Origin of the sequence: Nonomuraea roseola (assembly GCF_039535395.1) — a bacterium.
Lineage (GTDB): Bacteria > Actinomycetota > Actinomycetes > Streptosporangiales > Streptosporangiaceae > Nonomuraea > Nonomuraea roseola.
In genome coordinates, this window is the sequence record NZ_BAAAXC010000015.1 from 504,385 (window position 1) to 516,162 (window position 11,778).

At 67.3% G+C, this 11,778-nt stretch carries 14 protein-coding genes and 1 pseudogene; 8 read left to right on the forward strand and 7 right to left on the reverse strand.

Features of this window, described 5'->3' with window-relative positions; all coding sequences use genetic code 11:
• Positions 1–24 precede the first annotated feature (24 nt).
• Positions 25–462: a MarR family winged helix-turn-helix transcriptional regulator gene (locus tag ABFX55_RS25475; RefSeq protein ID WP_346124970.1), complete on the forward strand. Its 438-nt coding sequence runs from the start codon at positions 25–27 to the stop codon at positions 460–462.
• A complete protein-coding gene (locus tag ABFX55_RS25480; RefSeq protein WP_346124972.1) occupies positions 459–1,301 on the forward strand; it encodes an alpha/beta fold hydrolase in 843 nt (280 codons plus the stop codon). The genes ABFX55_RS25475 and ABFX55_RS25480 overlap by 4 nt, the downstream gene beginning before the upstream one ends.
• Positions 1,302–1,966: 665 nt before the next feature.
• On the opposite strand, the gene ABFX55_RS25485 is transcribed toward ABFX55_RS25480, so the two are convergent.
• Positions 1,967–2,968, reverse strand: a complete 1,002-nt coding sequence (locus tag ABFX55_RS25485) for a sigma-70 family RNA polymerase sigma factor (RefSeq protein ID WP_346124974.1) — start codon at positions 2,966–2,968, stop codon at positions 1,967–1,969.
• Positions 2,969–3,432: 464 nt separating this feature from the next.
• Here ABFX55_RS25485 and ABFX55_RS25490 point away from each other — a divergent pair, with 464 nt between their 5' ends.
• A complete protein-coding gene (locus ABFX55_RS25490; RefSeq protein ID WP_346124976.1) occupies positions 3,433–4,350 on the forward strand; it encodes an alpha/beta hydrolase in 918 nt (305 codons plus the stop codon).
• 151 nt (positions 4,351–4,501) lie between these two features.
• On the forward strand, positions 4,502–5,173 hold the full coding sequence (locus ABFX55_RS25495) for a peroxiredoxin-like family protein (RefSeq protein WP_346124978.1): 672 nt from the start codon (positions 4,502–4,504) through the stop codon (positions 5,171–5,173).
• A gap of 21 nt (positions 5,174–5,194) precedes the next feature.
• Here ABFX55_RS25495 and ABFX55_RS25500 read toward each other — a convergent pair.
• The 3 genes and pseudogenes from ABFX55_RS25500 to ABFX55_RS25510 form a co-directional block, all read right to left on the reverse strand.
• Positions 5,195–5,775: pseudogene (locus tag ABFX55_RS25500) on the reverse strand (transposase); the annotation flags it as partial.
• Between the two features lie 110 nt (positions 5,776–5,885).
• Positions 5,886–6,788: a PhzF family phenazine biosynthesis protein gene (locus ABFX55_RS25505; RefSeq protein ID WP_346124980.1), complete on the reverse strand. Its 903-nt coding sequence runs from the start codon at positions 6,786–6,788 to the stop codon at positions 5,886–5,888.
• A 4-nt stretch (positions 6,789–6,792) separates the two neighbouring features.
• Positions 6,793–7,656, reverse strand: coding sequence for an MBL fold metallo-hydrolase (locus ABFX55_RS25510; RefSeq protein WP_346124982.1), 864 nt, complete (start codon positions 7,654–7,656; stop codon positions 6,793–6,795).
• Between the two features lie 317 nt (positions 7,657–7,973).
• Here ABFX55_RS25510 and ABFX55_RS25515 point away from each other — a divergent pair, with 317 nt between their 5' ends.
• From ABFX55_RS25515 to ABFX55_RS25525, 3 genes are all read left to right on the forward strand, one after another.
• Positions 7,974–8,558, forward strand: a complete 585-nt coding sequence (locus tag ABFX55_RS25515) for an isochorismatase family protein (protein ID WP_346124984.1) — start codon at positions 7,974–7,976, stop codon at positions 8,556–8,558.
• Between the two features lie 12 nt (positions 8,559–8,570).
• Complete coding sequence (locus tag ABFX55_RS25520; RefSeq protein WP_346124986.1) at positions 8,571–9,482, forward strand: GlxA family transcriptional regulator; 912 nt, start codon at positions 8,571–8,573, stop codon at positions 9,480–9,482.
• Positions 9,483–9,700: 218 nt separating this feature from the next.
• A complete protein-coding gene (locus ABFX55_RS25525; protein WP_346124987.1) occupies positions 9,701–9,931 on the forward strand; it encodes a hypothetical protein in 231 nt (76 codons plus the stop codon).
• On the opposite strand, the gene ABFX55_RS25530 is transcribed toward ABFX55_RS25525, so the two are convergent.
• Positions 9,926–10,141 carry a hypothetical protein gene (locus tag ABFX55_RS25530; protein WP_346124989.1) on the reverse strand — a complete coding sequence of 72 codons (216 nt, stop codon included), beginning with the start codon at positions 10,139–10,141 and terminating at the stop codon, positions 9,926–9,928. The two genes, ABFX55_RS25525 and ABFX55_RS25530, sit on opposite strands and share 6 nt — an antisense overlap.
• Before the next feature lie 22 nt (positions 10,142–10,163).
• Between ABFX55_RS25530 and ABFX55_RS49970 the strand changes: the two genes are divergently transcribed.
• Positions 10,164–10,694, forward strand: a complete 531-nt coding sequence (locus ABFX55_RS49970; protein ID WP_428834789.1) for a tetratricopeptide repeat protein — start codon at positions 10,164–10,166, stop codon at positions 10,692–10,694.
• Positions 10,695–10,864: 170 nt separating this feature from the next.
• On the opposite strand, the gene ABFX55_RS25535 is transcribed toward ABFX55_RS49970, so the two are convergent.
• A complete protein-coding gene (locus ABFX55_RS25535) occupies positions 10,865–11,026 on the reverse strand; it encodes a hypothetical protein (RefSeq protein WP_346124990.1) in 162 nt (53 codons plus the stop codon).
• 62 nt (positions 11,027–11,088) lie between these two features.
• Positions 11,089–11,709, reverse strand: a complete 621-nt coding sequence (locus ABFX55_RS25540) for an L-threonylcarbamoyladenylate synthase (RefSeq protein ID WP_346124992.1) — start codon at positions 11,707–11,709, stop codon at positions 11,089–11,091.
• Positions 11,710–11,778: the final 69 nt, after the last annotated feature.

Here is an 11,778-nt window from a genome sequence, read left to right on the forward strand (position 1 = left end):
AGTTAGAATGCTAAGTTATAGGACGTGGAACGCAACCTCAGCCTCAACCTGCACGTGCTCGTCGCCCGCCTTGACCGGGCGGCCGACCGGATCCTGCGGGCCGAGCACAACATCTCCTACAGCCGCTTTCTTGCGCTGGCCCTGGTAGGCGAGCTGGGCGTCTCAACGCAACGCGCCCTTGCCGACGGCCTGGGTGTGACCGAGCCGTCGGTGAGCCGCATGACCGCCGTACTTGCCGCCGAGGGGCTTCTCGATGTCCAGCCCGACCCTGCGGGTGGGAACCGCCGGCAGCTCAGCCTCACCGACGAGGGAAAGCAAGTCGCGGCCTCGCTCCGGCAGGAGTTCGAGGAAAGGCTGGCCGCCCTGGTCGCACACAGCGGTGTGCCCTACGCCGAGTTCGCCGAGCACACCGCGACGCTGCTCGCGACGTTGGACCGCGTGGAACGGGAGTCAACCAAATGAAGCAGTCCAACCAGATCCCGCAGACGCATCAGCGCACAGTCTCCTCAACCGACGGCACGCCGATCAGCTATCAAACGATAGGCGCAGGGTCGGGCCTCATCGTGCTCGGCGGCGCTCTGCGAACCTCGCAGGACTACCTGCCGCTGGCCTCCGCTCTGGCTCGCTCCTTCACTGTGCACGTCGTCGACCGGCGAGGACGCGGTGCCAGCGGCCCTCAGGGGCCCCAGTACACCCTGGGCAAGGAAGTGGAAGACCTGCTGGCCGTCCAGGCGGAGACCGGCGCGCGGCTGGCGTTCGGCCACAGCTACGGCGGCCTTGTCATCCTTGAGACCGCACGGTCGTTCCAGGTGTTCGAGCGCATCGCGGTCTACGAGCCCGGAGTTCCCGTCGGCCCCCTTTCCACAGACTGGATGGCCCCTTACCGGGAACGGCTGGCCGCAGGCGATCCCTATGGCGCGTTCGTCCATTTCATAAAAGGCTCGGGCGGCGCGCCCGCCTTCCTGTCCAAGCTGCCGTACTGGTATCTGCGGATGGCGTTGCGCATCGGGTTCCGCGGGCCGAGTTGGCAGCGGATGCGGCCGCTTCTGGAGGCCAACCTGGCCGAGCACGAGCAGATGGCGGACCAGCAGGGCCGGCTTGCCGCGTTCGCGGCCGTCACCGCTCCGGTGCTGCTGCTGTGCGGGGGTCGTACGCCGCGCGCGACCAGAGCGGAGTTCGATGCTGTACGCGACACCCTTCCCCAGGTCACACTCGAAAGTGTGCCCGGCCTTAACCATTTCGGGCCGGAAGGGAAAACGGCCCCGGTTGTGGCCGAGCGCACCCTGCAGTTCCTCCTTTGACGTTCAGCCGGAAGACACGCCCCGCCCTGTCCAGACCTTTCCCCTCCAGCTGTGGTGATGCACAGCTGCCCGGGCATCGAAGCGCCGGTGCCCGACGCCGACCACAACCTGCGGCCGAGTAGCGACGGGTTCGCCGGCGGCGACGGATTAGCGGGGGCTACGTCGAGCCACCTCGTGGGTCAAGAGTCTCGCCTCAGGCGCACCGGACCCAGGAGATGTCGAGGCGCTGCTGTGGCGCCTGAACGACGCGCTTGAACTCCTCTACGAGGCCCTCACAGAAGCGGTGATCGGCTGGGAGCCTGTCATTCAGGCGGGGGACGATCCTGTTGCCTTCTTCCACCGGACGCGCAGGCTGCTGGCCGTGGCCGCGCCGAGTGCGCGCCGGACAGTCCTATCGCGATCGGTGACCACTACCTGCCCCGGGGTCTCCTTCTTGCCGCGTGCACGGTGTAGATCACCGTCTACGCCTGGGACGTCGGCTGGGCCTGTAGACGCGACCGGGCCGTTCCGCCGCCGCTGGCCGCCGGTGTCCTGGAGCTCCTCCCTCTAGTCTTGACCACAGGTACCAGCCACTTGCAGCATGGCCCGCCCTTACCTGTTCCCGATGGAGCCGGCCCAGGCAACCGGCTCATGGCGCGGTTCGGACGGCGCGTCTCGTCGTGACCTCACAACAGTGCGCTCGGTATGCCGAACGAAGGAAGCAAGTCTTCCTTACCGAAAACGGTGATCCGGCTGATGCCGCCCGGCGTGACGGTGAGGACAGCGAGGCCGAAGGCGTCGTAGGTGCCGTTCTCCCCGCGTAGGTAGGCGGCAGCGGCGGGCTGCCCGTTGGCCTGGACGGGAACCATCCGCCAGGTTCCGGGAGAGCCCAGCGCCCGGGCGAGGTGACGCAGGCAGGTGTCCAGCCCGGAGAACCACGTGGAGTAGCCGACCATCTCCAGCGCGGCGTCCTTGCGCAGGGCCCGTTCCAGAGCCGCCAGATCCGCCTTCTCGAAGGCGGTCATGTACTGCTCCAGCAGGTCCTGGACATCATGCTCGGTGAGTTTCTCGTGCGTGGTGTCGAGGTCGGTCAGGGCCGCGCGAGCGCGCTGCAGCGAGCTCTTGACCGCGGCCACGGAGGTCTCCAGCATGGCCGCCACGTTCGCGGCAGGGAATTCCAGCACCTCGCGCAGCAGGTAGACCGCCCGCTGCCGCGGCGTCAGCTTCTGGAGGCTGGCAATGAGGGCGAGACGCAGTTGTTCGCGCGAGGTGACGATGGAGGCGGGGTCGCCCGGGCCGGGCGTGACCATCGTGTCGGGGATCGGCTGCAGCCAGAGCACGTCTCCGCGCGCCGCTTCGGGCGGGGCATCGGGGTCACCGAACGCCGGCCCGAGGCCGGAGGGCAGCTCACGCCGGCTGCGTTGCTTGCGCTCGTTCAGGCAGGCGTTGGTGGCGATCGTGTAGAGCCAGGTGCGCAGAGACGAGCGGCCCTCGAACTTCTCAAAGCCGCGCCAGGCACGCAGGTAGGTCTCCTGCACCAGGTCTTCGGCTTCGTGCACCGAGCCCATCATGCGGTAGCAGTGCGCCAGCAGTTCGCGACGGTATGGCTCCGCGAGCGCGGCGAACTCCTCGAGCGTGCTCACCGTGGTCCTCTCCCGCCTGTTGTGTCGACTCTCGCTGAGCCTCACCAATGAGGACCATCCAGGGCGGCAAAAGGAATCGCCGCCGAGCGGTCCAGGCCGCGCCGGGCTCGGCAGACAAGGGCAGGCGGAGGAATCGGCCGATCCCGCCGGCAGCTACGACACCTGGGTCCTCTCCCGAAACGACGGCTAGTGGCAGGTCCATGCCTTCCACACCAGCCCTGGGTAGGGGATTGAGACGGCGCACGCGCCTGGCCCTTGCGTGCCGAAGCCGCTCTGAGCTTCTCACGGGAGCAGCGATTCCTTCTCAGCGTGAGGCTTGTCTCTATGGGTGAAAGCCTCGCCGAAACAGCGCTCGTCTCCGGCGAGAAGCACTGCACACCTATACCTGTGTCGCCTACGGCATGGGTATCGCTTGCCTGCTGCAGGCAGGCGACCGCTCAAGGAAACCGACGCCGTCCCCTCCCACGCATTCACGGTGTGACGGCGTATACCGCAAAGGAACTCTGCACATGACAGGCAAGACCGATTGGCTGACCGAGCACTACCGGCAGGTCAACGCGGCGTTCGCGCAGAATCCGCCGATCCCGCTGGAAGAGTCCCGCGACCTCAATGACCACTGGAGCGACGCGACCACCGAACCTGGTGGGGTCGACTATGTCGAGGTGGACGCCGGCGGCGTGCCGGCCATGTGGGTGACGCCGAAGGCCAGTGTGGAAGATCGGGTGCTTTTGTGCCTGCACGGAGGTGGGTTCATCGGCGGTTCGATGTACACCCATCGCAAGATGTTCGCGCATCTCGCCAAGGCCGTCGGTGCCAGGGCCCTCATCGTCGACTACCGCCTGACGCCCGAGCACCAGCACCCCGCCCAGATCAACGACACCGCCGCAGCCTACCGTTGGCTGCTCGATCAGGGCATCAAGGCAGAGCACGTCGCCGTCACCGGCGACTCGGCAGGCGGGGGGCTCAGCGTGCTGACGATGCTGCACGCCCGCGACAGCGGGCTGCCCGTCGCGGCGGCCGTGATGCCGCTGTCGCCCTGGTTCGACATCGAGAACGGTGGCCAGACCCGCACGACCAACCGGATGACGGACGTCCTCTTCGGCGGCGAGACACCGATGAATCTGGAATTCCTGGTACAGATCCTGCTGGGCGAGCACGGCGACCCCAAGAACCCGGCCATCAACGCTCTCTACGCCGACCTGGCCGGCCTGCCCCCGCTGTACATCCAGGCCAGCAGCACCGAGATGATCCTCGATGACAGCCACCGGCTCGCCACACTCGCCGAAAAGGAGGGCGTGGAGGTCAAGGTAGAGATCTTCGAAGACCAGCAGCACACCTGGCACATGGGCGCCGGCCGCGCCCCGGCCGCCGACGAGGCGATCAGGAAGCTGGCGCAATGGGTGCGCCCCCGGCTCGGCCTCGCCTGACGCCATAGACCTGAAAGCCCTCGGGCGGGTGTTTCGGCTGTCTTCGCCGACCGGGACACCCACCCAGGCTCCCTCCCTTCCCCGTGAACCGTCCACCCGTACGACCTGTTCAGTCGACCACGCCCTACTCACTCGTTCATAAGAGGCTCCGATGACGATCCACACGCATGACACCTCGATAGCCGAGCAGGCGCAGGAACTGACTGCGACCATGATGAGCCAGGCACCCGCCGGCGCGCTCAGCCCGTTCACCGCCGAACAGGCTGCACTGCGAGCCGCAGGGGTCCCGGTCGGGCTCGCCACGCTGGGACTCACGGTGCCCGACATGCCCCTCGTCGATGTCAACGGCCACTCGACGTCGCTGTATGCGATTACGGGCGGCCGGACGACTGTGCTGGTGTTCTACCGGGGGGTGTGGGGACCGTACTGCAACCTAGCGCTGCGGACGTACCAGAAGCGGCTACTGCCGCAGTTGGCCAACCGTGGCGTGGAACTGGCGGGTATCAGCCCACAGACCTTCCAGGGTTCGCTGGCCATGCGACAGAAGAATGAGCTGACGTTCCCGGTCTTTTCTGACGTGGGGAACCGGCTGGCCGCCGGTCTCGGCATTCTCACGCAGCCTACGCCGGACGCCCTGGCATCACTGGCCCGGCTGGGCATCGACGTGGCCGCCGCCAATGCCGATGGCACGGTGACGGTGCCGATGCCCACTGTCGCCATCATCGACGGCGCTCATGTCCTCCGATGGATCAGTGTCCACCCCGACTACACTTCGCGAACCGAGGTTCCGGACATCATCGCCGGCCTCGACGCCTTGGCCTAGCCGAGTAAGTCCTATCTCCGGTTAGTGGTCGTAGGCGATCAGTGACCGGGTGATCGGCTGGCCGGTGGCGCGGTTGTGCCAGATCGTGGCGGTCAACGCCAAGATGCGCTGAGCGATGCGCGCGCCGACCCCCTCCGGGCTACGTCCTCCGGGCTACGTCCGGCGTGAAGCTCGAGATCGAGTTGACCCTTCAGGGTGTCGTTGACCGATTCGATGAGCTGACGAATGGGTTTGAGGTACTGCTCGCCGGGCGGGGTGTGCGGTTGCAGTAGGAAGGCCGCAGCACGCCTCGTTCAGTCAGGTAGCGGTCCAGTTCAGCCGACACGTGGCCCTTGTCCGCGATCAGCAATCCTGGCCGGTCGACGAGCAGGTCAGGATGGTGATCGAGGACGGCCATCAGCACCTGCCGTTCGTCGATCTTCGGGGTGGCCAGGGCCGAGGTGACCGGCCGTCCGGCCGGAGTGCAGATCAGGTGTAGTCGCAGGCCCCAGAACCAGCGGGAGTGGGAGCGGCGGTAGCCGTAGCCGGCCCAGCCGGCCAAGTCCGAGCGCTGGGTGGTGGGGGGAACGGCCGCACGGTGAGGGTGTCTGATCCGTCACCCACCGCGAGGGGCCCGGATTGTGGGCATCAAACACCGCACCTCGTTCGCTGACCCGCACCTGTGGATGGCGGCTCCCTTCCCGGCTTCTGCGAACTCGCCGTCGACGTCCGATCAGCTCTGGTGCATAAGAGCAGCGGGACGGCGGGAGGTGAGCGTGGCGGCGCCTCCTACCTGGACCTCGCCGCGGTGGCCCTTGATGATGGTCAGGATCGCGGTGCGTCCCTGCTGGGAGTACTGAGCGATCTGCACTTGCTGGCCTGGTTGGACGTACGGGTCGGCGCTGACTTGTGCGGCGTTCGACACCCCGGTGGCGCGGTCGATCATCAGGTCTTCGCCGAGGTAGGCGTTCACCTGGATCGACTGAGCAGGCAGAAGGGTCTGGGGGGCGCGGCAGAACAGGTGTACTCCGTTGATCTCTGCGGTGCGTTGCAGGTGCAGCAGGCGGTCGAAGTCGAGCCTGTGCAGCTGAGTGCGGAGCAGGGTGAAGGTCTCGGGCGTCACTTCGACGGTCAGCTTGGGCGAGCCGACGGACAGGATCTGCAGGGTGGAGCCTGGCCTCTGTACGGGGAGCGGGAAGATGCCGGTCAGGGCGGGGCCGAGGTCGTCGGCGCGTCTCGGTGGTCGGGACACGAATCGCAGCATGACGACATCGCCGGGCCTCACCGAGGCAACGGCTGCGGCCGTGGCGGACGTTCTGATCTCCACTTCGTCGCCGGAGGCGAGGGCTCCGTTCTCGGCCAGGGTGTGCACGGCGCCGATGAAGCCATGTGCGCAGGCGCCGAGCTCTTGTCCCGTGGGCGTCAGCACGGTGACCTCGAGCTGTGAGCCGCGCAGGGCGTTGACGAAGACGGTCTCGGGGGCGCCTGACCGCCTGGCCACCGTACGACGTCGCTCGAGATCCCACGCCGGCACGTCGTCGCCCAGCACGACGGCGAAAGGATTACCCAGGCCGCTGCCGGGGTCGGCCACGTCGACGAAGGCTGAACCGGTTACCAGGCAGGCAGTCTGAGGCATGGGGTCAGCTGTCCCGGCGGCAGATGATGAAGTCGGCGAAGGCGTGAGAGCCGGATCGCTCGCCGACCTCCTCAATGGCGCTGCGGATCTGCCGCAGGTGGCCGACGGTCAGCTCAAGGGGTGGCTCGTCGGGCTGATAGGTGGTGCGGACCGGGTAGTCGACGCCTGGCCTGGTGGTCATTTCGATGTGGCAGCCGACCACGTGGGTGACAGGGCGGGTGGCGGTGAAGTCGATCAACCGATCGACGGTGGCGATGAAAGCGGGCCAGTCCTGGACGTAGAGCCTGCCAGGGTAGATCGTGTCGCCGGTGAGCAGGAAGCCGGTGTGGGGGTCGTAGAACGTGACGGCCGCTTCGTGGTGGCCAGGGGTTGCCAGGCACTCCAGCACTCTGCCGCCCAGGTCGACATGGGCGATGCGCGAAGGATCCTCGTCGAAGCCGAAGAACTTCCAGGCGTTGCCCAGGCGTGCGTCCACGATGAGAGTGTCGGGACGATCGACGAACTGGGGGTCGCCGGCGATGTGGTCGCCGTGCGCATGCGTGTGGAGGACGAGCAAGCGGTAGCCGTCTGCTGGGTGGCGGGTGAGCCAGTCGTCGACCAGTTCGTCGACCACCTTGCGCAAAGGGAAGAACTCGGCGGATTCGGTCGCACCGGTGTCGAGGAGGACGGCCTGGTCGTTGCCGAACAGCAGGAAGAGAAAGGGCGCCTCGTAGTTGATCGCCATGTTCTGCCGCAAGACGAACGTGTGCTCGTCATAGGCGTACACCTGGATGTCGGGGTCGGTGTTGTGCTTGGCCGACGGCGATCCATGGATCCAGTCGACGTCGAAGGCGCGCGGTCGTGGCGATCTGGACGCGAAGTTGATCAACGGGAGGGTTCCTTAGAAAGGCTTCTCTACGTCACTCATGATGTCTCAATTGACATACTGTGCGCCTACCCATACCCGCGCACCTGGCCAACCTCGGCACTCAGCAGGGCCTGACACCGAACCGCTGGGCGAGAAGACGCGGACCATGCTCGCTGCCGCTCGCGCCTACGCTGACCAGCATGACGAGCGCTCAGAACGTGCCGAACCGCTGTGGTCCGGGCCTCCACCGGCGGGTGACCCAGGCCTGACCGGATCGGCCCGAAGCCTGACCAGGTGATGCCTTCAGCTTGCAGCCCCGTCTCACCAGGCTGAAGGGCATGACCCGCGCCCTCATCGTCATCGACGTCCAGAACTCCTTCCTGGAGCTCCCAGACTGGCGGCACACCTCGCAGCCGGACATCGTCTCCCAGGTCAACCGCCTGGCCGCGGCCGCCAGGAACGCGGGCGACGCGGTCGTGTGGGTGCTCGGCTCGCGCCCGGGATCAGGCTCGGTCTTCGACCCGGCCCGCGGGTTCGTCCGCCTGATGGACGGCATCCAGCCCCTCGACGGCGAGCCGATCCTCACCAAGACCGCCCACAACGCCTTCACCACCACCAACCTCCACCAGTACCTCACCCAGCGCGCCGTCACGAAGCTGACCATCTGCGGCATCCGCACCGAACAGTGCTGCGAGACCACCACCCGCCTCGCTTCCGACCTCGGATTCGAGGTCGACTTCGCCATCGACGCCACCGCGACCACACCCATCCCGCACCGCAACGCACCAGACGACCTGCCCTTCTCCGAACTCCTCCAAGACCCGCGCACCCTCGGCGTGGACGAGATCATCGCCCGCACCGAATACGCTCTGTCAGGCCGTTTCGCCACCATCAAGACCGTGGACGAGCTCACCAGGAACTAGGAGGCACCGGCCATGTCCCGAGTCGTCTTCCTGCTCATCCCGCAGGTGCACCTCCTCGACGTGGCCGGACCCGCCCAGGTCTTCTCCACCGCCAACGACCTCGGCTGGCCGTACACCCCCGCCTACGTCGCCGAGGCCGGCGAGGTCGCCACCGTACAAGGGCTGCCCCTGCAAGCGGAGATCACCTGGCCGCCGCTGACCCCCGACGACCTGATCATCGTGCCCGGCTGGCGCGGCCCCACCCGCCCGGCAGGCAAGCAGACACTGCGCCGCCTGCGCGAGCATCACGAATCGGGCGGCACGGTCGCCAGTGTGTGCGCGGGCGCCGACGCGCTGGGCCGCGCCGGACTGCTCGACGGTCGCCGCTGCACGACCCACCACACCGTCCAGGACGAGCTCGCGCGCCTCTACCCGCAGGCGAAGGTCGTCAAAGACGCGCTGTACGTCGAAGACGACAGGGTCGTCACCTCCGCGGGCGTGGCCAGTGGGATCGACGTCGCGCTGCACCTGGTGACCACCCGCCACGGCCCCTACACGGCAGGGCAGGTGGCCCGTGCCCTGCTCGTCCACACCCACCGCGACGGTACGGCGGAGCAGATCAGCCCCATGGTGCGATGGCGCTCACACGTGGACGAGACGGTCCACCGCATCCAGGATCTGATCGAGACCCGTTTCACCGAGCGGCTGCCCCTGAGTCTGCTGGCCGAGGCCACCGGCTGCAGCGAGCGGACCGTGACCCGGCTGTTCACCCGGGCGACTGGCCTCACTCCCCTGGCCTACCAGACCGCTCTGCGACTGGAACGCGCCGAACACCTCCTCGGACGGGGCGCCACCGCCGAGGTCGCGGCCCGCGAGGTGGGCTTCGAAGACACCCGGATGCTGCGCAGACTCCGCGCCCGCACGGTGCCGCCGGCCGATCGATGAGGCACCCGCATGAGTGGAGCCTCAGCCCGGTGGTGCCAAGGACTCGGCCTGCCAGCCCGGACAGGCTCCTCGTGCCATGCGCCGATGCCCCGCCGATTGACATCCATAGGAGCATCGGGATGATCGCGCGAGCGCGATGTGTACGCTCGCCCGAGCTATGACCAGAAGATCAAAAGTGAGAAACTTCCCCCGTGCCTGGGTCGCTGTACGCCTTGCTGATGATCGTTATTCTGGTGCTGAGCGTCCTCGGCCCCTGGTTGGCTTATCGCAAAGGGCATAACTGGCTTGCCTGGGTGTTCATCTGCTTGGTGTTCGGACCTGGCGGCACGCTCTTCGCGCTCCTCCTGCCGAGACTGCCGAAGCCCGATCACTGGGTTACCGAGCCGTTCAGGGTGGCCGGCAGCGGTCAGTCAGGGACGCTGGCGGGGAGCCCGCCGCCCGGCTCATGACCAGTACGGCACGAGATCGGACCGGCTCGCAAGCACGCGATCCATCAGCCTTCTGAAGCCACCTTGGGAGCCACCCAGGCGGACGATCATGAACGTGAAGATCGTGAGCGCGTCGAACTTCCGGTGGTTGATCTCGACTTGTTCGCCCTCGAAGTCGAGGAGGACCGGACAGTCGGCGAACCCCTCGTCCTCGTCGAGATCCCAGACCACGAGCGTGCAGGTCAACCGAGCTGTGCGCCGAGGCCATCCGGCTGGGCCGCCTGCTGGCCGAGCTCATCGGCAGTCCCTCGTCCCGTTCCGTGAGTTCGGCGACCGCGCCGGCGAAGCCAGCACCCTGACCAACCTCGGCATCGTCCATGAGCACCAAGGACGCTACGAAGACGCCCACGACCACCATCGCCGGGCGCTGCACCTGTATCGCGAGACCGGATCCCGCATCGGCGAAACCGTCGTCCTGAACAACCTCGGGCTGGTGTGCCAACGGCAGGGCCGCTATGACCAGGCCCGCCGCCATCATCGCGACGCCCTGCACCTGTGCCGCACGTTCGGCTTTCCCGGAGACGAAGCCGAGTCGCTCAACGGCCTGGCGGAGACCGCCCGTCTCGCCCAGGCCGTGGACGACCACGACAGCGCGCTGGCCCTCGCCCGCGAGGTGAGCGAGCTATCCCCTCGAGCAGGCTCGCGCCCACGACGGCCTGGCGCACGTCCACCGCGACCTCGGCCATGTCGACCTCGCCCGCGACCACGCCCTCCAGGCCCTTGACCTGTACACCGCCCTGGACGTCCCCGAGGCCGGCGAGACCCGCAACTAACTCAGCGATCTCCATCAGCCATGACACACGGTTGAGATCGCCCTTTCGAGCCGCCAACGCGCCGGGCAGGAACCTCGAGGCCCTCGGTGTCGCCCGTGCTCACCCTCTGTCGTAAGTACGGCTAGATGCCCTTACGCCAGGTCCACCGGCCCGCGAGCATCGTGGCGGTGACCGGCATCGACCGCAGAGCCCTGCCCTCAAATGGGTTGTCGTCGATGACCATCAGGTCGGCCTCGTCGCCTTCGGCCAGGCTCGCCCGCCCGTTACGGACGACGATCGACAACGCCTCGTGGCGGCCCGGATCACACAGCTCGTCGTCGGGCCGCCTCAGATGACGGCGATCGCCTACTCGAAGAGGGACGAGTCTCCGGCGCCTCGGCGGAGGATCTCCGGCTCGCCCTGCGAGAAGTCGACGACCGTCGTCGGGGTGGCGCCGCACTCGCCGGCGTCGATGACGGCGTCCACCTCGTGGTCGAGCCTCTCCTTGATCTCCCAGCCCTGCGTCAAGGGCTCGGTCTCATCGGGCAGCAGCAGGGTGCTCGACACCAGCGGTTCGCCGAGCTCGGCCAGCAGCGCCTGCGTGACGACGTGATCGGGGATCCGGACGCCGACCGTCTTCTTCCGGGGGTGCAGCAGCCGCCGCGGCACCTCCTTGGTCGCGGGCAGGATGAACGTGTAACCGCCGGGGGTCGCCGCCTTGACCGAGCGGAACAGCGCATTGCTGACGTGGACGAACTGGCCGAACTGGGAGAAATCCCTGCAGACCAGGGTGAAATGATGGTCGCTGCCGAGGCTGCGGATCTCCCTGATGCGCTCGATGCCCTCCTTGTTGCCCAGCCGGCACCCCAGCGCGTAGCAGGAGTCCGTCGGGTACGCGATCAGCCCGTCCGCATGCAGAAGCTCGACCACCTGACTGATCAGCCGGGGCTGCGGACTGTCCGGATGCACATCGAAATATCTGGCCACACCCCAGAGCTTAGAAGCGGAGACTTCACGGCATGACACACGTGGCCCCTCCAGCACTTCGGCGTACCT